The organism is Streptomyces sp. P3 (assembly GCF_003032475.1).
GTDB lineage: Bacteria > Actinomycetota > Actinomycetes > Streptomycetales > Streptomycetaceae > Streptomyces.
Genome location: NZ_CP028369.1, coordinates 8,549,981 through 8,566,909, shown reverse-complemented (window position 1 = coordinate 8,566,909; position 16,929 = coordinate 8,549,981). Strand labels below are relative to the sequence as shown.

The following is a 16,929-nucleotide window of genomic DNA, read 5'->3' as shown; positions in this document are numbered from 1 at the left end:
CCCCGTCCACCATGGAAAAGAGCTGCCGGTCCAGCGGTTTGGGGGGCGCGGGCCGGAGTTTGCGACGGACAGTGTCCCCTGCGGCTGACAACGTTGTCCAGGCTCTATGCTCGACGCCACATCCTCATACAGACCCAGGGGCAACGCACCCCCCTGCGCAGCATTCTGTGGAAGGCGTGCGTGACCGCCCCCGTGGACGACAGGACAGGACACAGCATCGTGCCCGAGACGCAGCGCCGGCCAGAGAATCGTTACGGCAACCGTCCCACCATGAAGGACGTGGCGGCTCGGGCCGGAGTCGGGCTCAAGACCGTGTCCCGCGTGGTGAACAGCGAGCCGGGGGTCACACCCGAGACGGAACGGCGTGTCCAGGAGGCCATCGACGCGCTGGGCTTCCGCCGCAACGACAGTGCGCGGGTGCTGCGCAAGGGCCGCACGGCCAGCATCGGGCTGGTCCTGGAGGACCTCGCCGACCCGTTCTACGGACAGCTCAGCCGCGCGGTGGAGGAGGTGGCCCGGGCGCACGGGGCACTGCTCATCAACGGCTCCAGCGCCGAGGACCCGGACCGCGAGCAGGAACTGGCGCTCGCGCTCTGCGCGCGGCGGGTGGACGGACTGGTGGTGATCCCGGCCGGGGACGACCACCGCTATCTGGAGCCCGAGATCAAGGCGGGAGTGGCCACGGTGTTCGTCGACCGGCCGGCCGGCCGGATCGACGCCGACTGCGTCCTGTCGGACAACTTCGGAGGGGCCCGGGAGGGCGTTGCCCATCTGCTGGCGCACGGGCACCGCCGGATCGGCTTCATCGGCGACATGCCGCGCATCCACACCGCCGCCGAGCGTCTGCGCGGCTACCGCGCGGCGATGGAGGAAGCCGGGATACCGGTCGAGGACGCCTGGATGTCCCTGGGCGCGACCGAACCGCTGCGGGTGCGCCGGGCGGCCGAGGAGATGCTGGCCGGTCCCGCGCCGGTGACGGCGGTGTTCTCGGGCAACAACCGGGTGACGGTCACCGTGATCCGGGTGCTCGCCGAGCATCCCGGCCGGACCGCGCTGGTGGCTTTCGACGACCTGGAACTCGCCGACCTGCTGCAGCCCGGTGTCACCGTGATCGCCCAGGACGCGGCCACGCTCGGCCGCACCGCCGCGGAACGCCTGTTCCGGCAGTTGGACGGCACCCTGCTCGTGCCCGAGCGGATCGAACTGCCCACCCGGCTCGTCGCGCGCGGCTCGGGCGAGCTGCCGCCGGCGCACTGAGGCGGTCGTGGACGCCCGCGGCGCACGCCCCGCACCCTGGAGGCCCTGGGGCTGGCCGAGGTGCCGCGCGACCACCCGCTGAGCTATCCGGGAGTGTGGCCGGACCGGTCCGGACTGCTCGACGGCGACGAGTGGCTGCCGCTGGACCGGCTGGCGCATCCGGACCGGACTCCGGTGGTGGCCGTCGGCTCCAACGCCAGCCCCGCCCAACTACGGCACAAACTCGCCGCGTTCGACGTCTCCGCCGCCGTCCCTATGACGAGGGCGCGGGTGACGGGGGTGGAGGTGGGGGTGTCGGCGCACATCAGCCGGGCCGGATACGTGTCCGCGTCCCCCGTCCACGCCCCCGCCGTCACCCGGGAGCTGTTCGTCATCTGGCTGGACGCCGGGCAGCTCGACGTACTCGACGCGACCGAGCCCAACTACGACCGGGTCCTGCTGCCGGCGCCCGGGTTCCGGGTCGAGCTGGAAGACGGCGAGGCACTCCTCGACGCGTTCGCCTATGTGAATCGCCATGGCGTGCTGCACAACGGCTCGGGCGTTCCGCGCAGCCATCCCGGACAGCGCGCCCTGCTCACGGAACTCCTTGCGGAGTCAGCGGAGTTGCGACGGCTTTTCGGAGCCGCTCCGGAGGAGTTCTGCGCCCGGGCCCGGGCCGACACACGGCGCTGCGAGCAGGGCACGCGACTGTTCGCACAGGAGAAGAGAGTGACCACTTCCGGCCTGGAGCACCTGCGCGTCCGTTAGGGTGATCGAACGGCGTCGCGTGTCGGTCACCGGCCGGGTGAGGCATGGATACGCCCGTGAGTCTGCCTTACGGAGGCATTCACACATGCCAGTCGAGTTGAACCACACCATCGTCCGTTCCCGGGACAACCGGGAGTCCGCCGAGTTCCTGGCCGACATCCCGGGACTCGAAGTCGGGGTCGAGTGGGGCCCGTTCGTCCCGGCGGCCACCGGCAACGGGGTCACCCTGGACTTCGCCGCCGTCCCGCCGGAGTCGATCGTCATGCAGCACTACGCCTTCCTCGTCTCCGACGAGGAGTTCGACGCCGCCTTCGAGCGGATCGAGCGGGCGGGGATCACGTACTTCGCCGATCCGCACGGCAGGCGGCCCGGCGAGATCAACCATCACCACGGCGGCCGGGGCGTCTACTTCATGGATCCCGCGGGGCACGGCATGGAGATCATCACGCGCCCGTACGAGTTCCCGCAGCAGTAGTCACCGCCCGGCAGCGGCCGGCGGAGGCGGGGCCGGCGCCGCGTATTCGCCGTCGCGGCGCCGGTCCTCGCCCGAGGAGTACCCGCCCCACCGGCCGGCGCCTCCTCGTTCCCACGGACAGACCGCGGCCGGCCGCCCCGCGGCGGGTGTCAACGCACGGCGATGGTGAGGTCCCCGCGGCGGGGCGACGCGAACGCTTCCAGCGCGGGCCGGGTCAGCCCGGTCGCCTCGCCCACCTCGGCCGGGTCGAGCGCGCCGCAGTCCAGACCGCGCAGCAGATAGCCGCTGAGGGCCTTGGCGGTCGCCGGCTCGTCCATCACGTCCCCGCCGGCCCGGCCGGCGTAGCGGGACAGCCGCTCGGCGGCCTGGACGAAGCCCTCGCGGTAGAAGGCGAAGACGGCCGCGTAGCGGGTGGGCAGGTGGCCCGGGTGCATGTCCCAGCCCTGGTAGTAGGCGCGGGCCAGGGCGCGGCGGGTGAGGCCGTAGTGCAGCCGCCAGGCGTCGTGGACCTGCGCGGTCGGACCGACCGGCAGGACGTTCGTGGAGCCGTCCGAGACGCGTACGCCGGTGCCCGCGGCCGCGACCTGCATGACCGCCTTGGCGTGGTCGGCGGCGGGGTGGTCGCTCGCCTGGTGGGCGGCGGAGACGCCGAGACAGGCGCTGTAGTCGAAGGTGCCGTAGTGCAGGCCGGTGGCCCGACCCTCGGCCGCCTGGATCATGCGGGCGACCGCGGCGGTGCCGTCGGCGGCGAGGATGGACTGGCTGGTCTCGATCTGGATTTCGAAGCCGAGCCGCCCGGGGGTCAGACCGCGCGCCTCCTCGAAGGCCTCCAGAAGCCGGACCATGGCGGTGACCTGCTCCGGGTACGTCACCTTGGGCAGGGTGAGCACCAGGCCGTCGGGCAGGCCGCCGGCGTCCGCCAGGCCGGTGAGGAAGACGTCGAGGGTGCGGATGCCCCGGTCACGCACCGCGGCCTCCATGCACTTCATACGGATGCCCATGTAGGGGGCCGCGGCGCCCTCGGCGTACGCCCGCGCGATCAGCCGGGCCGCCCTGGCGGCCGCCTCGTCCTCCTCCGCGTCGGGGCGGGGTCCGTAGCCGTCCTCGAAGTCGACCCTCAGGTCCTCGACGGGCTCGCGTTCCAGCTTGGCCCGCACGCGCGCGTAGACGGGCTCGGCCAGCTCGTCGGACAGGCCGAGACAGGCGGCGAAGGAGGCCGCGTCGGGGGCGTGCGCGTCGAGGGCCGCGAGGGCCCGCTCACCCCAGGAGCGGATGGTGCCGCCGTCGAAGACGTCGCCGGGGACGTAGACCGTGTGGACGGGCTGGCGGGTGCCGGGGTCGCCGGGATAACGGCGGTCGAGTTCGACGTCGACCGGGGCCAGGGACGCGCTGATCTTCTCGCTGACGGCGCCCGCGAGGCTCGTCGCCACCGTCTCCTGCCGGCCCTGACCCATGCCACACCCTCCAGCTTTCCGCTTTACGGAATCAACAATCCGTAGAATGAAGTTATCCGGGCGTCTTCCGATGGGTCAACACCCTGTCCACGGCGTGGTCCCGCGCACCTCGCGCCGCACCCACGCCCTCTTCCGCAGGACGGTTCACCCCTTCATCCTGTCTCACGGGGCACGTGCGGGACCGGAGACCAGGGGGACGCATGACGAGGATCGGCAGGCCGACCCGGCGGGCGGGGCTGAGGACCGTGCTGGCCGCCATGGCCGCCGCCCCCCTGATCGGTACGTCAGGGGCGTCCGCAGCCCGGCAGGAGAGCCGGCACGGCGAACCACTCCGGTCCGCGCCCGTCCCGTCGCTCGAGGTCATGACGTTCAACCTCCGCTTCGCCTCCCCCAGGAAGCCCCACAGCTGGGCCGCCCGCCGTCCCGTGATGCGGGCGTTGCTGCACCGGGCGGCCCCGCACGTCATCGGCACCCAGGAGGGCCGCCCGCAGCAGTTGCGGGACATCGAGGCCGACCTCGGACCGCACTACGACTGGATCGGGACCAGTCGGGGCGTGGGCGCCGACGAGGCGGTGGCCGTCTTCTACGACAGGCGGCGGCTAGTCCCGGACGAGTACGAGCACTTCTGGCTCTCCGACACTCCGCGGGTGCGCGGCTCCAACACCTGGGGCGGCGGCCATCCCCGCATGGTCACCTGGGTCCGCTTCCGCGATCTGCTGGACTCGGGGCGGCAGTTCTGCGTGCTCAACACCCACCTCGACAACGCGAGCCAGTACGCGCGCGAACGTTCCGCCGCGCTCGTCGCCGCGCGGATCTCCCGGTTCGACCCCTCGCTGCCGCTGCTGCTGACCGGCGACTTCAACACCGTCGCGCACCAGAACCCGGTCTACGACAGGCTGCTCGCCGCCGGTCTGGTGGACACCTGGGACACGGCTCGCACGCGCGGCGACGCGTACGCCACCTACCACGGGTACAAGGCGCTGACGCCGAACGGGGGCCGTATCGACTGGATCCTCGCGACGCCCGGGATCCGCGTCCAGCGCGAGTGGACCGACACCTTCAGCGTGAACGGCCAGTATCCGAGCGACCATCTGCCGGTGCAGGCCTCGCTGACCCTGGGATGAGCGAAGGCCCCCGCGACCGGGAAGGTCACGGGGGCCCGGTGCGGTCCTGCGACCGCCGGGTGATCAGCCCTTGCGGGTCTTGATCTCCTCGGTGAGCTGCGGGACGACGTCGAACAGGTCGCCGACGACGCCGTAGTCGACCAGGTCGAAGATCGGGGCCTCGGCGTCCTTGTTGACGGCGACGATGGTCTTCGAGGTCTGCATGCCGGCGCGGTGCTGGATGGCGCCGGAGATGCCGTTGGCGATGTAGAGCTGCGGCGAGACCGACTTGCCGGTCTGGCCGACCTGGTTGGTGTGCGGGTACCAGCCGGCGTCCACCGCGGCGCGGGAGGCGCCGACGGCCGCGCCGAGCGAGTCGGCGAGGGACTCGATGAGTGCGAAGTTCTCCGCGCCGTTGACGCCGCGGCCGCCGGAGACGACGATCGCGGCCTCGGTCAGCTCCGGGCGGCCGGTCGACTCGCGCGGGGTGCGGCCGGTGACCTTCGTGCCGGTGGCCTGCGCCGAGAAGGAGACCGCGAGGGCCTCGACCGCGCCGGCGGCGGGAGCGGCCTCGACCGCGGCCGAGTTCGGCTTCACGGTGATGACCGGGGTGCCCTTGGAGACACGGGACTTGGTCGAGAAGGACGCGGCGAACACCGACTGGGTGGCCACCGGGCCCTCGTCGCCGGCCTCGAGGTCGACGGCGTCGGTGATGATGCCGGAGCCGATGCGCAGCGCCAGACGGGCGGCGATCTCCTTGCCCTCGGCGGAGGAGGGGACGAGGACGGCGGCCGGGGAGACGGCGGCGACGGCGGCCTGCAGCGCGTCCACCTTCGGTACGACGAGGTAGTCGGCGTACTCGGAGGCGTCGTGGGCGAGGACACGGGTGGCGCCGTGCTCGGCCAGCGCGGCGGCGGTGCTCTCGGCACCGGCGCCCAGCGCGACGGCGACGGGCTCGCCGATGCGGCGGGCCAGCGTCAGCAGCTCCAGGGTGGGCTTGCGGACGGCGCCGTCCACGTGGTCGACGTAGACGAGGACTTCAGCCATGGGATTTGCTCTCCTGCGAAACGAAGTTGAGGGGCGGTCGGCAAGGGGCCTTTAGATGAACTTCTGGCCCGCGAGGAACTCGGCGAGCTGCTTGCCGCCCTCGCCCTCGTCCTTGACGATCGTGCCCGCGGTGCGGGCGGGGCGCTGGGTCGCGGACTCGACCGCGGTCCACGCGCCCTCGAGACCGACTTCCTCGGCCTCCAGGTCCAGGTCCGACAGGTCCCAGGACTCCACCGGCTTCTTCTTCGCCGCCATGATGCCCTTGAAGGACGGGTAACGCGCTTCACCCGACTGGTCGGTGACCGACACGACGGCCGGCAGGGACGCCTCGAGCTGCTCGGAGGCGGCGTCGCCGTCGCGGCGGCCCTTGACCGTGCCGTCCTCGACCGAGACCTCGGAGAGCAGGGTGACCTGCGGGACGCCCAGGCGCTCGGCCAGCAGGGCCGGGACGACGCCCATGGTGCCGTCGGTGGAGGCCAGGCCGGAGATCACCAGGTCGTAGCCGGCCTTCTCGATCGCCTTGGCCAGCACCAGGGAGGTGCCGATGGCGTCGGTGCCGTGCAGGTCGTCGTCCTCGACGTGGATCGCCTTGTCGGCGCCCATCGACAGCGCCTTGCGCAGCGCGTCCTTGGCGTCCTCCGGGCCCACCGTCAACACGGTGATCTCCACGTCGTCGTCGGAGTTCTCGGAGATCTGCAGCGCCTGCTCGACCGCGTACTCGTCGAGCTCGGAGAGCAGACCGTCCACGTCGTCCCGGTCGACGGTCAGGTCATCGGCGAAGTGCCGGTCGCCAGTGGCGTCGGGCACGTACTTCACAGTGACAACGATCCTCAAGCTCACGCCGGCTCTCCTACTGCATCGTCAGTTACGGCTGCCTTCTTCCAGGCAGCATAGGCGTCACAAGCGGCCGATCCCGGTTGGGGCGGCCTGCGCTCCCGACCGAAATATTACTCGTCAGTACACCCAGTTCGTTCCCGCTAAGCAAGCGCTTTGAACTGTGACCTTCGCAACGCAGCGTAACCGGAAACCGACGCCTCCGCAGAGGACCACGGCCGTGATCAATCCCGCAGAGCCGTGAACCGTCCCTGGTGGTACAGCAGCGGACGGCCCGCTCCCTCCGGGTCCCCCAGCACCACCTCGGCCAGCACGATCCGATGGTCGCCGGCGGGCACACGCGTGACGACGCGGCACACCAGCCACGCGAGCACGCCGTCGAGGACGGGGACGCCCTCCGGTCCCTCGTGCCAGGCGGTCGGCGGGCCGAAACGGTCCGCGCCGCTGCGGGCGAAGGTGGCGGCGAGCTCCTGCTGGTGCTCGCCGAGTATGTGGACGCCGACATGCCGGGCGCGGGAGACCGCCGGCCAGCTGGAGGCGCCGGTGCCGATACCGAAGGACAGCATCGGGGGCTCGGCGGAGACCGAGCTGAGGGAGGTGGCGGTGAAGCCCACCGGACCGTTCGGCGCGGCCGCGGTGATCACGGCGACTCCGGCCGCGTGCCGCCGGAAGACGGAGCGCAGGAGATCGGGCGAGGCGAGCTGGGGGGCGCCGAGGCCGGGCACGGCCGTCATGGAGTTGTCCTTCTGCGGGGAGGGGTGTCGGGGTCCGTGGATGCTCAACGGGCCGGACAGCGCGCGCTCGCGGTACGACCCGGGTCGACGTGGGCCCGTCCGTGAAGAAGGGGTTCCTCGAACATGGGGCCAGGCTGACGAGGGGCAGCGGCCGCAGTCAAGTGCGTACCGGCATCTGGGAGATGCCTCACCGTTCCCCACGAGGCGCTCACACCGCTTCCCCCAGGGCCGCGACGACGTCGGCCTTGCGGGGCTGACCGGCGGCGCGCCGGACGATCCGGCCCTCGGCGTCGAGCACCAGGACCGTCGGCGTCCTGACGATGTCGAGTTCGCGCACGAGCCCGAGGTGCGCCTCCGCGTCGATCTCGATGTGGGCGACCCCGGGGACCACCGCGGCCACCTCGCCCAGGATCCGGCGGGTGGCCCGGCAGGGCGCGCAGAAGGCGCTGGAGAACTGTACGAGCGTGGCGCGTTCGCCGAGCTCCGCCCCGAGCCGGTCCGCTCCGATCCGCCTGCCGTCGTCGCGCCCGCGCACCCGCACCCTCCCGCTCCGCCGCCGCTGCAGCACTCCGAAGGCGCTCGCCGCCGCGAGCACCGCCACGCACACCACAAGTCCGGTCATCTGCCGCTCCAGCGTTCACGAGACTGCAAAGATTCCCGAGCCCAGGAATCGTCCGCGTTGCGGAATGCTTGATTCATGGACATCGACGCGAGGGGCCCCCGCTTCGGGGCCACCGTGACGACCGTAGTGCTCGCGGTCGTTCTGATCACCGGCAACGCCTGGCTGCTGGCCTGGCAGACGTTCGCGTTCGCGCTCGGCGCGGCGGGCGGACCGGGGCGTTCGCCCTACGGCTGGGTGTTCCGCAAGGCCGTTCGCCCCCGGATCGGGCCGCCCACGGAGTTCGAGGCGCCGCAGCCGCCGCGGTTCGCCCAGGCGGTGGGACTCGCGTTCGCCTGCGTCGGCCTGGCCGGATTCGCCCTGGGACCGCACTGGCTCGGTCTCGCCGCGACCGGCGCGGCTCTGGCGGCCGCGTTCCTCAATGCCGCTTTCGGGTATTGCCTGGGATGCGAGATGTACCTGCTCGTACGGCGGGTCGCGGTGCGAGCGCAGTAAAGACGATCTAAAAGCCCGAGGTGGACCAAGAGGTGGATCAAAGGGGTTGACGTGACGAGGATCTCGCCGTTCCCGGGCACCAGGGCTGGCTCCCCGGCCGTTCTTGGGGCACGATCTGCGAGATGCCGCAAACCTACGGCAGCGTAACTTTGCCGTCGGAAGTCTCCTCGGCAGAGAGAAAGAAGGGTCCGCCCCACCCATGGCAGAGCTTGTCTACCGCCCCGTCGTCGGCCTCGCTCAGACGTTGTTCAAGGTCTGGGACCTCAAGATCGACTGCAAGGGGTCGGAGAACATCCCGCGCTCGGGTGGAGCCGTGCTGGTGAGCAATCACATCAGCTACCTCGACTTCATCTTCGACGGCCTGGCCGCCCTCCCGCAGAAGCGTCTCGTGCGCTTCATGGCGAAGGAGTCCGTCTTCCGCCACCGGATCTCCGGCCCGCTGATGCGCGGAATGAAGCACATCCCGGTGGACCGCAACCAGGGCGAGACGGCCTACCAGCACGCGCTGGACTCGCTGCGCTCCGGCGAGATCGTCGGGGTCTTCCCCGAGGCGACCATCTCCCAGTCCTTCACGCTGAAGAGCTTCAAGTCCGGCGCTGCCCGGATGGCCCAGGAGGCGGGCGTCCCGCTGATCCCGGTGGCCCTGTGGGGTACGCAGCGCCTGTGGACCAAGGGCCAGCCGCGCAACTTCAAGCGCAGCCACACCCCCATCACCATCCGCGTCGGCGAGGCCGTCGAGGCCTCACGCGACAAGTACGCGGGCGCCCTCACCCGTCAGCTGCGTGAGCGCGTCCAGGAGTTGCTGGAGGCCGCTCAGCGTGCCTACCCGGTGCGCCCCAAGGACGCGAACGACACGTGGTGGATGCCGGCCCATCTGGGCGGCACCGCGCCCACCGCCGAGCAGGTGCGCGCGGCCGAGGCCGGCTGAGCCCGCCCCTCCTGCGACGTAGGCCCTCTCCGCGGAGAGGGCCTACGCGTTTTCCGGGGCCGGACGGAGCGCGCCGGGCGAGCGCGAGGGGGCTCACAGCGCGGTGGGGAGGTTCTTCCACAGCCGCGGCCGGTCGGAAGCGGTGCGCAGCGCTTCGAGGACGCCCGGATGCGGCGCGGCGTAGAGGCCCGGGTAGTCCCTCTCGCCCGCCCCGGCGTCGGTACGGAAGGCGAGCCGTTCGCCGTCCAGCGAGAACCGCGCGTCCACACCCGGTTTGTTGCCCCGCGGGTCCTGGCGGTGCCACGCCCCGCGAAAGCGCACCGCGACGAGTCCGTGCAGGACGTGCCCGTCCCCCTCGTCGCGGGCGAACCGCTGGTAGCACAGGGCGGTCGGGATGTCCTCGGCCCGCAGCAGCGCGGCCAGCGCGTGGGCCTTGGCGTAGCAGATGCCCGTCCGCTGCTCCAGGACGTCCGAGGCGCGCCAGGTCACCCGCGGGTCGTCGGCGTCCTGGGAATGGGTAATGGCGTCGCGTACGAACTCGAAGGCCAGTCGCGCATAGACATACGAGTTCTCGGCGTCCCACGCGAGGCGTTCGGCGGTGGCCCGCACCACCGGGTGAGCGTGGTCGATGACCTCGTCGGCAGCCAAATAGGCGGACAGGTCGGGGTTCTCCTGGATCAGCTCCATGGCTGGAGAGCATAGGAAAACGATCACCCAGTAGTCAATGACTTTCCAGATGATCGCATACCTATGCAATAACTGTCGGTGCCGTGCCGCAAGGCGGGAGGCTCTACCGGGCCATCTCCTCCTTCAGGGCGGCTACGAACGCGTCCACGTCCTCCTCGGTCGTGTCGAACGCGCACATCCACCGCACGTCGCCCGCCGCCTCGTCCCAGAAGTAGAACCGGAACTTCTTCTGCAGCCGCTCGCTCACGTCGTGCGGGAGCCGCGCGAAGACGCCGTTGGCCTGCACCGGGTAGAGGATCTCCACGCCGTGCACGGCCCGCACGCCCTCCGCGAGGCGCTGCGCCATCTCGTTGGCGTGGCGCGCGTTGCGCAGCCACAGATCCTTGGCGAGCAGGGCCTCCAGCTGCACCGACACGAAGCGCATCTTGGAGGCGAGCTGCATGGACAGCTTGCGCAGGTGCTTCATACGGCGCACGGCGTCCTGGTCGATGACCACGACGGCCTCGCCGAACAGCGCGCCGTTCTTGGTCCCGCCCAGGGACAGGATGTCGACGCCGACCGCGTTGGTGAACGTCCGCATCGGGACGTCCAGGGAGGCGGCCGCGTTGGCTATCCGGGAGCCGTCGAGGTGGACCTTCATGCCGTGCTCGTGGGCGTGGTCGCAGATCGCGCGGATCTCCTCGGGCGTGTAGAGCGTGCCGAGTTCCGTGCTCTGGGTGATCGAGACGACCTGCGGCATCGCGCGGTGCTCGTCCTCCCATCCCCAGGCCTGCCGGTCGATCAGCTCGGGCGTGAGCTTGCCGTCGGGCGTGGGGACGGTGAGCAGCTTGAGGCCGCCCATGCGCTCGGGCGCGCCGCCCTCGTCCACGTTGATGTGGGCGCTCTCCGCACAGATCACCGCGCCCCAGCGGTCGGTGACCGCCTGGAGCGCCACGACGTTGGCCCCGGTGCCGTTGAAGACCGGGAACGCCTCGGCCGTAGGACCGAAGTGGCTGCGGATGATCCCCTGGAGGTTCCCCGTGTAGTCGTCCTCGCCGTACGCCACCTGATGGCCGCCGTTGGCCAGGGCCAGGGCGGCCATCACCTCCGGGTGGGCCCCGGCGTAGTTGTCGCTGGCGAAACCGCGGACCTCGGGGTCATGGCGGCGACGGGCGTCGGTCTTCGCGGGGTTCACGGCTTCTCGGTGAGCCACAGACGCTGTCCGTTCACTTCCTGGGCGGACTTCTCCCAGACGCCGGTGATGGCCTCGGCCAGGTCCTTGACGTCCGTGAAGCCCGCGAACTTCGCGTTGGGGCGGTCGGCGCGCATCGCGTCGTGCACCAACGCCTTCACCACCAGGATCACAGCCGCGGAGGTCGGCCCCTCGGCGCCCCCGGCCTTGCGGAAGGCGTCGGCGAGCGCGAGCGTCCAGGCCTCGGCGGCGGCCTTGGCGGCGGCGTACGCGGCGTTGCCCGCGCTGGGCTTCGTGGCCCCGGAGGCGCTGATCAGCACGTACCGGCCGAGCGCACTGCGCTGGAGGGCCTCGAAGAAGGCGAGCGAGGTGTGCTGCACGGTCTTGACGAGCAGCAGTTCCAGGAAGTCCCAGTCGTCCAGGCTGGTCTTGATGAACGTCTCGCTCCCCCGCCAGCCGCCGACGAGGTGGACCACGCCGTCGATCCGGCCGAAGTCCTTCTCGACGCGCTGCGCCCAGTCCCGGGTGGAGTCCAGGTCGAGCAGATCCACCGGCTCGCCGGTGACCATGGCGCCACCGGCCCCGTAGCGGGCCGCGTCGACGGCCTCCGCCAGGCGCTCGGGATCGTTGTCCGCGCCGACGACGGTCGCGCCGGCTTCGGCGAGCCTGAGCAGCGCCGCCCGGCCGGCGGGTCCGCCCGCGCCTGCCACCACGACCACCGCACCGCTGAGAGCCCCGTTCCCCATGGTCTTCGCCTCCTGAGCAGTGTTCTGCCCCGCAGTGCCCCGCGGAGCAGTGTTCTCGGTTCGCAGGTCGCTCACGCGGCGATCCGCTCGGCGCCGTCCGCCGTGATGCCCTTGGTGGAGGCGATCACGTTCTTCAGCTTCTTGGACAGTGCCTCATAGAACATGCTCAGCGGAAACTCGTCGGGAAGCACGTCATCGACGAGCCTGCGCGGCGGCTGGGTCAGGTCGAGGGCGTCGGGACCCTTGGCCCACTTGGAACCCGGGTGCGGGGCGAGGTAGGCCGAGACCAGCTCGTAGCCGGCGAACCAGTGCACGAGCTTGGGACGGTCGATGCCTTCGCGGTACAGCGTCTCGATGTCGGCGCACAGCTGGTTGGTGACCTGCGGGGCGCGCTCCCAGTCGATGTGCAGCCGGTTGTCGGTCCAGCGCACGACCCCGTGCTTGTGCAGGTAGGCGAAGAGCAGCTGGCCGCCGAGGCCGTCGTAGTTGCGCACGCGCTCGCCGGTGACGGGGAAGCGGAACATCCGGTCGAAGAGGACCGCGTACTGCACGTCACGGGCCTGCGAGACGCCGTCGGCCTGCAGCTTCACGGCCTCCTTGAAGGCGGTGAGGTCGCAGCGCAGCTCCTCGAGGCCGTACATCCAGAAGGGCTGGCGCTGCTTGATCATGAACGGGTCGAAGGGCAGGTCGCCGTGGCTGTGGGTGCGGTCGTGGACCATGTCCCACAGCACGAAGGCCTCTTCGCAGCGCTTCTGGTCGTGCACCATGTCGGCGACGTCCTCGGGCAGCTCCAGGCCCAGGATGTCGACGGCGGCGTCGGTCACGCGGCGGAAGCGGGCGGCCTCGCGGTCACAGAAGATGCCACCCCAGGAGAAACGTTCCGGCGCTTCCCGGACGGCGATGGTCTCCGGGAAGAGGACGGCCGAGTTGGTGTCATAGCCGGACGTGAAGTCCTCGAAGGTGATACCGCAGAACAGCGGGTTGTCGTAGCGGGTGCGCTCCAGCTCCGCCAGCCACTCGGGCCAGACCATCCGGAGCACGACCGCCTCCAGGTTGCGGTCCGGGTTGCCGTTCTGCGTGTACATCGCGAAGACGACCAGGTGCTGAAGTCCGTCCGCGCGGCTCGCGGCGGGCTGGAAGGCCAGCAGCGAGTCGAGGAAGTCCGGTACCTCGAAACCGCCCTCGGCCCACATCCGCAGGTCCTTGACCAGGGCGTGGTGGTAGTCGGCGTCGTGCGGGAGCAGCGGGGACAGCTCCTCGACGGCCTCGATCACCCGTCGCACGGCCTCTTCGGCCTCGCCCCGCGCCGGAGCGCCCTCGGCCGAGAAGTCGATCGACCCGTCCTTCGCCTGCCAGGGCCGAACCTGCTCCACGGCATCCTTGAGCACGCGCCACGCCGGGTGCTCCACCACCCTGGACGCCGGAGGAACCTGCTCCCCCGATGCTGCCTGCACAAGAATTTCCGTCATGTCCCATCCTCCGCTGAAGAACCTCGCGTCACCACACCGTAGACATATGAGGTTTCCTTCAGCAAGTGACCTCTCGGGAAATTATCCTGCTCAGCCGCTCCTTCACCGCACTTTTTCCTGTCGGGCATCGGAGGAGTGTCGGCTTCCGGCGGGGCAGGGCGGGTAGGGAACACGTCGGTGCGCGCACGCCCGCACGCACCTGTCCCCACCCCGTCCGGGGCCGCCACGCGGCCCGCCCCTCAAGCCCCCGTCGCCGGAAGCGAGTCGCGTCTTGAACTTCCTCACCATCGGCCACCGTGGCGTCATGGGCGTCGAGCCCGAGAACACCCTGCGTTCCTTCGTCGCCGCCGAGCAGGCGGGCCTCGACGCCATCGAACTCGACCTGCACCTGAGCAAGGACGGCGCCCTCGTGGTCATGCACGACCCCGAGGTGGACCGCACGACCGACGGCACCGGTCCCATCGCCGACCAGACGCTCACGGAACTGCGCACCCTCGACGCCGGACGCGGGGAACGCGTCCCGCGGTTCGAGGAGGTGCTGGACGTCGTACAGGCGCCGCTGCAGGCCGAGATCAAGGACGTGCAGGCGGCACGGGCACTGGCCGAGGTGATGCTCGCACGGGACCTCGTGCGTCGGGTGGAGGTGTCCTCCTTCCACGACGAGGCCGTCGCGGAGGTCGCACGGCTGGTGCCGGGGGTGCGCACCGCGCTCATCGGCAGCCGCTACGGCCTCGACATCGTGGACCGGGCCGTCGCGGCCGGCGCCGCGACGGTCTGCCTCAATCTGCGGCGCCTCACCCTGGAGATCGTCGAGGAGGCGCGCAAGCGTGACCTGCGGATCATCGGCTGGGTGGTCAACACACAGGAACAGTTGCGGCTGGTGCGAGCCCTGGAGCTGGACGGCGCGACCACCGACTATCCCGACATCAGGCGCACCGGCCGGTTCACCGCCTGAGAGCCGAGCCCCACGGGCCTGCGGGGCTCGGCGGTTCGGGTTCGGCGGTTCGGCGGGGATCCGACGGTCCTGCGGGTCCGGCGGGGCCCTGGGGCCTGCCGGTTCGGCGGAGGCTCGGGCCTCCCGGGGCCTCCCGGGTTCAGCCGGACCCGGGAGGTCCGGGGAGCCCGGGTGCGCTCAGGCCGGCTGCACGGCCAGCGGCTTGACCAGCAGCTCGAACTGGAGGTCGTCGCGCCGCGGAATGCCGAAACGCTCGTCGCCGTACGGGAACGGGGTCATGCGTCCCGTACGGCGGTAGCCGCGCCGCTCGTACCAGGCGATGAGGTCCTCGCGTACGGAGATCACCGTCATCCGCATCTCACCGACGCCCCAGTCCTCGCGGGCCTGCCGCTCGGCCTCCGCCATGACCGTCCTGCCGAGACCGGCGCCCTGCACCGTGGGGCTCACCGCGAACATGCCGAAGTAGGCGTGGTCGCCGCGGTGGGCCAGCTGGCAGCAGGCGACCACACGGCCGTCCTGTTCGACGGTGATCAGTCGGCTGTCCGCCGCCTTGATGACCGCGCGCACACCGTCGGGATCGGTGCGCTGCCCCTCGAGGATGTCCGCCTCCGTCGTCCACCCCGCACGGCTGGAGTCCCCGCGGTAGGCGGACTCGATGAGTGCGACCAGCTCGTCCACGTCGGCGTCGGTGGCGGTACGGAAGACGAGGTCGGTGGCTGCGGTGTCCATGGGGGCGGTCTCCGGTCTCTGACACGGGCTGGGGTCCGTCCGAGCCTAACCTCGTCCCGTTAGGCTGCCGCCGCATGGTGCACGTACTGAGCAGCAGGACCCTGCTTCGACCGACCGATCCCGAGCGTTCCCGGGTCTTCTACGGGGAGCGGCTGGGCCTGGCCGTCTCCCGTGAGTTCGGCACGGGCCCGGACCGCGGGACCGTCTACTTCCTCGGCGGCGGCCATCTGGAACTCTCGGGCCGCGCCGAGGATCCGCCGACGGCGGCCGAGCGTGCGGGCGCTCCCGTGCGTCTGTGGCTGCAGGTGCCGGACGCCGCGGCGGCACACGACGAGTTGCGGGCGAAGGGCGTCGAGATCACGCGTCCGCCGGTGCAGGAGCCCTGGGGTCTGATCGAGATGTGGATTGCCGACCCGGACGGCATCCCGATCGTGCTCGTGGAGGTACCGGCTGATCACCCGATGCGGTACCGGCCGGGCATCTGAGAGTCCCCGCCCGGGTGGGCGGGGCAGGCTTCCCCGGACACCGCGGGCCGCGCCCTGCGCGACGGCGGCCGGCCCGGCCGGGCGCCCGGCGGTCCGAAGCCCGGCCGGGCGCCCGGCGGTCCGGCGGGTGCGCGGGGGCTCAGAGGTCAGCGGATGCCGTGCGGCCGGGCGGGGCATAGCGTGCTGAGGGGGTGACCTTTCGGAGGAACGCCATGAAGCTCGACGCGCCGGTGCCGGGCGGGCCCTGCTGGGCCGAGCTGGGGACCGGTGATCTGGAAGCGGCGAAGCGGTTCTACGCGGGGCTGTTCGGCTGGCGCGCGGAGACGGATCCGCGTCAGGAGGCCGGCGGCTACTCGGTCGCGCACCTCGGTGACGCGGCCGTCGCCGCGCTCACTCCCCGACACCGGGAGGTGCAGCCCTGCGCCTGGAGCGTGTCGTTCGCCGCGACCGACGCGGACGTCAGCGCCCGGCTGGCCACGGAGGCCGGCGGCAGGGTGCTCGTCGGACCGATGGACGTCTTCGAAGTGGGCCGGTTCGTGGTCGTCCTCGACCCTGACGGGGCCGCGTTCCAGTTGTGGCAGGCGCGGTCCTTCTCCGGCGCCGGCCTGTTCAACGCGCCCGGCTCGCTCGGCTGGGTCGAGTTGCTGACCCGTGATCCCGACCGGGCGGAGACCTTCTACACCACGGTCTTCGGCTGGACCGTCCACTCGTCGGAGAACTACCTGCAGTGGGGCGTCGGCGGCGCGGACTTCGGCGGCATGATCAGGATGGACGACAAGTTCCCGCCCGAGGTGCCCCCACACTGGCTGCCGTACTTCGCGGTGGCCGACGTGGACGCCACCACGAGGACCGCCCTCGGGGCCGGCGGTGCCGCGCTCATGGAGCCGACGACGGTGCAGGGCGGCCCGCGGATCGCCGTGCTGCGCGATCCCCAGGGCGCGGCGTTCGGGGTGTGCGTCGCCGGACACGACAGATAACGCCTGCGGGCCGCTGT

At 71.2% G+C, this 16,929-nt stretch carries 19 protein-coding genes; 9 read left to right on the top strand and 10 right to left on the bottom strand.

Translation table 11 applies throughout. The annotated features are described in order from the left end of the window. Positions 1 to 219 precede the first annotated feature (219 nt). The 3 genes from C6376_RS37915 (at position 220) to C6376_RS37905 (ending at position 2,479) form a co-directional block, all read left to right on the top strand. Entirely contained in the window at positions 220 to 1,257 is a 1,038-nt protein-coding gene (locus C6376_RS37915; protein ID WP_107449420.1) for a LacI family DNA-binding transcriptional regulator, read from the top strand. 60 nt (positions 1,258 to 1,317) lie between these two features. Next, a complete protein-coding gene (locus C6376_RS37910) occupies positions 1,318 to 2,004 on the top strand; it encodes a hypothetical protein (protein ID WP_367881074.1) in 687 nt (228 codons plus the stop codon). An 85-nt stretch (positions 2,005 to 2,089) separates the two neighbouring features. Continuing rightward, entirely contained in the window at positions 2,090 to 2,479 is a 390-nt protein-coding gene (locus C6376_RS37905) for a VOC family protein (RefSeq protein ID WP_107447528.1), read from the top strand. Positions 2,480 to 2,628: 149 nt separating this feature from the next. Here the strand turns inward: C6376_RS37905 and C6376_RS37900 are convergent, their stop codons facing one another. Beyond that, complete coding sequence (locus tag C6376_RS37900; protein WP_107447527.1) at positions 2,629 to 3,933, bottom strand: aldolase/citrate lyase family protein; 1,305 nt, start codon at positions 3,931 to 3,933, stop codon at positions 2,629 to 2,631. A gap of 200 nt (positions 3,934 to 4,133) precedes the next feature. On the opposite strand from C6376_RS37900, the gene C6376_RS37895 reads away from it, so the two are divergent. Beyond that, on the top strand, positions 4,134 to 5,057 hold the full coding sequence (locus C6376_RS37895) for an endonuclease/exonuclease/phosphatase family protein (protein ID WP_107447526.1): 924 nt from the start codon (positions 4,134 to 4,136) through the stop codon (positions 5,055 to 5,057). 63 nt (positions 5,058 to 5,120) lie between these two features. Here the strand turns inward: C6376_RS37895 and C6376_RS37890 are convergent, their stop codons facing one another. The 4 genes from C6376_RS37890 to C6376_RS37875 form a co-directional block, all read right to left on the bottom strand. After that, positions 5,121 to 6,083 carry an electron transfer flavoprotein subunit alpha/FixB family protein gene (locus C6376_RS37890; RefSeq protein WP_107447525.1) on the bottom strand — a complete coding sequence of 321 codons (963 nt, stop codon included), beginning with the start codon at positions 6,081 to 6,083 and terminating at the stop codon, positions 5,121 to 5,123. Positions 6,084 to 6,134: 51 nt separating this feature from the next. Then, positions 6,135 to 6,923: an electron transfer flavoprotein subunit beta/FixA family protein gene (locus C6376_RS37885; RefSeq protein ID WP_107447524.1), complete on the bottom strand. Its 789-nt coding sequence runs from the start codon at positions 6,921 to 6,923 to the stop codon at positions 6,135 to 6,137. Positions 6,924 to 7,141: 218 nt separating this feature from the next. Beyond that, positions 7,142 to 7,651: a flavin reductase family protein gene (locus C6376_RS37880; protein WP_107447523.1), complete on the bottom strand. Its 510-nt coding sequence runs from the start codon at positions 7,649 to 7,651 to the stop codon at positions 7,142 to 7,144. A 208-nt stretch (positions 7,652 to 7,859) separates the two neighbouring features. Beyond that, on the bottom strand, positions 7,860 to 8,273 hold the full coding sequence (locus C6376_RS37875) for a thioredoxin family protein (protein WP_107447522.1): 414 nt from the start codon (positions 8,271 to 8,273) through the stop codon (positions 7,860 to 7,862). A gap of 75 nt (positions 8,274 to 8,348) precedes the next feature. Between C6376_RS37875 and C6376_RS37870 the strand changes: the two genes are divergently transcribed. Together C6376_RS37870 and C6376_RS37865 are read left to right on the top strand one after the other, a co-directional pair. After that, on the top strand, positions 8,349 to 8,765 hold the full coding sequence (locus tag C6376_RS37870; RefSeq protein WP_107447521.1) for a DUF4395 domain-containing protein: 417 nt from the start codon (positions 8,349 to 8,351) through the stop codon (positions 8,763 to 8,765). A gap of 199 nt (positions 8,766 to 8,964) precedes the next feature. Next, a complete protein-coding gene (locus C6376_RS37865) occupies positions 8,965 to 9,693 on the top strand; it encodes a 1-acyl-sn-glycerol-3-phosphate acyltransferase (protein WP_107447520.1) in 729 nt (242 codons plus the stop codon). 93 nt (positions 9,694 to 9,786) lie between these two features. Here the strand turns inward: C6376_RS37865 and C6376_RS37860 are convergent, their stop codons facing one another. From C6376_RS37860 to C6376_RS37845, 4 genes are all read right to left on the bottom strand, one after another. Continuing rightward, positions 9,787 to 10,380 (bottom strand): transglutaminase domain-containing protein, encoded by a 594-nt coding sequence (locus C6376_RS37860; protein ID WP_173985811.1) that lies wholly within the window; start codon positions 10,378 to 10,380, stop codon positions 9,787 to 9,789. A gap of 103 nt (positions 10,381 to 10,483) precedes the next feature. Further along, positions 10,484 to 11,554, bottom strand: coding sequence for a low specificity L-threonine aldolase (locus tag C6376_RS37855; RefSeq protein WP_107447518.1), 1,071 nt, complete (start codon positions 11,552 to 11,554; stop codon positions 10,484 to 10,486). Continuing rightward, positions 11,551 to 12,297, bottom strand: coding sequence for an SDR family oxidoreductase (locus tag C6376_RS37850; protein ID WP_107447517.1), 747 nt, complete (start codon positions 12,295 to 12,297; stop codon positions 11,551 to 11,553). Before C6376_RS37850 ends, C6376_RS37855 begins: the two co-directional genes overlap by 4 nt. A gap of 71 nt (positions 12,298 to 12,368) precedes the next feature. Then, positions 12,369 to 13,766: a DUF6421 family protein gene (locus C6376_RS37845; RefSeq protein WP_107447516.1), complete on the bottom strand. Its 1,398-nt coding sequence runs from the start codon at positions 13,764 to 13,766 to the stop codon at positions 12,369 to 12,371. 271 nt (positions 13,767 to 14,037) lie between these two features. Between C6376_RS37845 and C6376_RS37840 the strand changes: the two genes are divergently transcribed. Next, positions 14,038 to 14,721, top strand: coding sequence for a glycerophosphodiester phosphodiesterase family protein (locus tag C6376_RS37840; protein WP_107447515.1), 684 nt, complete (start codon positions 14,038 to 14,040; stop codon positions 14,719 to 14,721). 177 nt (positions 14,722 to 14,898) lie between these two features. Here the strand turns inward: C6376_RS37840 and C6376_RS37835 are convergent, their stop codons facing one another. After that, positions 14,899 to 15,450, bottom strand: a complete 552-nt coding sequence (locus tag C6376_RS37835; RefSeq protein WP_107447514.1) for a GNAT family N-acetyltransferase — start codon at positions 15,448 to 15,450, stop codon at positions 14,899 to 14,901. A gap of 74 nt (positions 15,451 to 15,524) precedes the next feature. On the opposite strand from C6376_RS37835, the gene C6376_RS37830 reads away from it, so the two are divergent. Together C6376_RS37830 and C6376_RS37825 are read left to right on the top strand one after the other, a co-directional pair. Continuing rightward, positions 15,525 to 15,935 (top strand): VOC family protein, encoded by a 411-nt coding sequence (locus tag C6376_RS37830; RefSeq protein WP_107447513.1) that lies wholly within the window; start codon positions 15,525 to 15,527, stop codon positions 15,933 to 15,935. 212 nt (positions 15,936 to 16,147) lie between these two features. After that, positions 16,148 to 16,912: a VOC family protein gene (locus C6376_RS37825; protein WP_107447512.1), complete on the top strand. Its 765-nt coding sequence runs from the start codon at positions 16,148 to 16,150 to the stop codon at positions 16,910 to 16,912. Positions 16,913 to 16,929: the final 17 nt, after the last annotated feature.

Excerpts from the sequence above, each read along its gene's own strand:
- C6376_RS37865 (WP_107447520.1), top strand. The coding sequence starts at position 8,965 with ATGGCAGAGCTTGTCTACCGCCCCGTCGTCGGCCTCGCTCAGACGTTG.
- C6376_RS37905 (WP_107447528.1), top strand. The coding sequence starts at position 2,090 with ATGCCAGTCGAGTTGAACCACACCATCGTCCGTTCCCGGGACAACCGG.
- C6376_RS37870 (WP_107447521.1), top strand. The coding sequence starts at position 8,349 with ATGGACATCGACGCGAGGGGCCCCCGCTTCGGGGCCACCGTGACGACC.
- C6376_RS37895 (WP_107447526.1), top strand. The coding sequence starts at position 4,134 with ATGACGAGGATCGGCAGGCCGACCCGGCGGGCGGGGCTGAGGACCGTG.
- C6376_RS37860 (WP_173985811.1), bottom strand. The coding sequence starts at position 10,380 with ATGGAGCTGATCCAGGAGAACCCCGACCTGTCCGCCTATTTGGCTGCC.
- C6376_RS37835 (WP_107447514.1), bottom strand. The coding sequence starts at position 15,450 with ATGGACACCGCAGCCACCGACCTCGTCTTCCGTACCGCCACCGACGCC.
- C6376_RS37880 (WP_107447523.1), bottom strand. The coding sequence starts at position 7,651 with ATGACGGCCGTGCCCGGCCTCGGCGCCCCCCAGCTCGCCTCGCCCGAT.
- C6376_RS37900 (WP_107447527.1), bottom strand. The coding sequence starts at position 3,933 with ATGGGTCAGGGCCGGCAGGAGACGGTGGCGACGAGCCTCGCGGGCGCC.
- C6376_RS37875 (WP_107447522.1), bottom strand. The coding sequence starts at position 8,273 with ATGACCGGACTTGTGGTGTGCGTGGCGGTGCTCGCGGCGGCGAGCGCC.
- C6376_RS37830 (WP_107447513.1), top strand. The coding sequence starts at position 15,525 with ATGGTGCACGTACTGAGCAGCAGGACCCTGCTTCGACCGACCGATCCC.
- C6376_RS37890 (WP_107447525.1), bottom strand. The coding sequence starts at position 6,083 with ATGGCTGAAGTCCTCGTCTACGTCGACCACGTGGACGGCGCCGTCCGC.
- C6376_RS37845 (WP_107447516.1), bottom strand. The coding sequence starts at position 13,766 with ATGACGGAAATTCTTGTGCAGGCAGCATCGGGGGAGCAGGTTCCTCCG.
- C6376_RS37850 (WP_107447517.1), bottom strand. The coding sequence starts at position 12,297 with ATGGGGAACGGGGCTCTCAGCGGTGCGGTGGTCGTGGTGGCAGGCGCG.
- C6376_RS37825 (WP_107447512.1), top strand. The coding sequence starts at position 16,148 with ATGAAGCTCGACGCGCCGGTGCCGGGCGGGCCCTGCTGGGCCGAGCTG.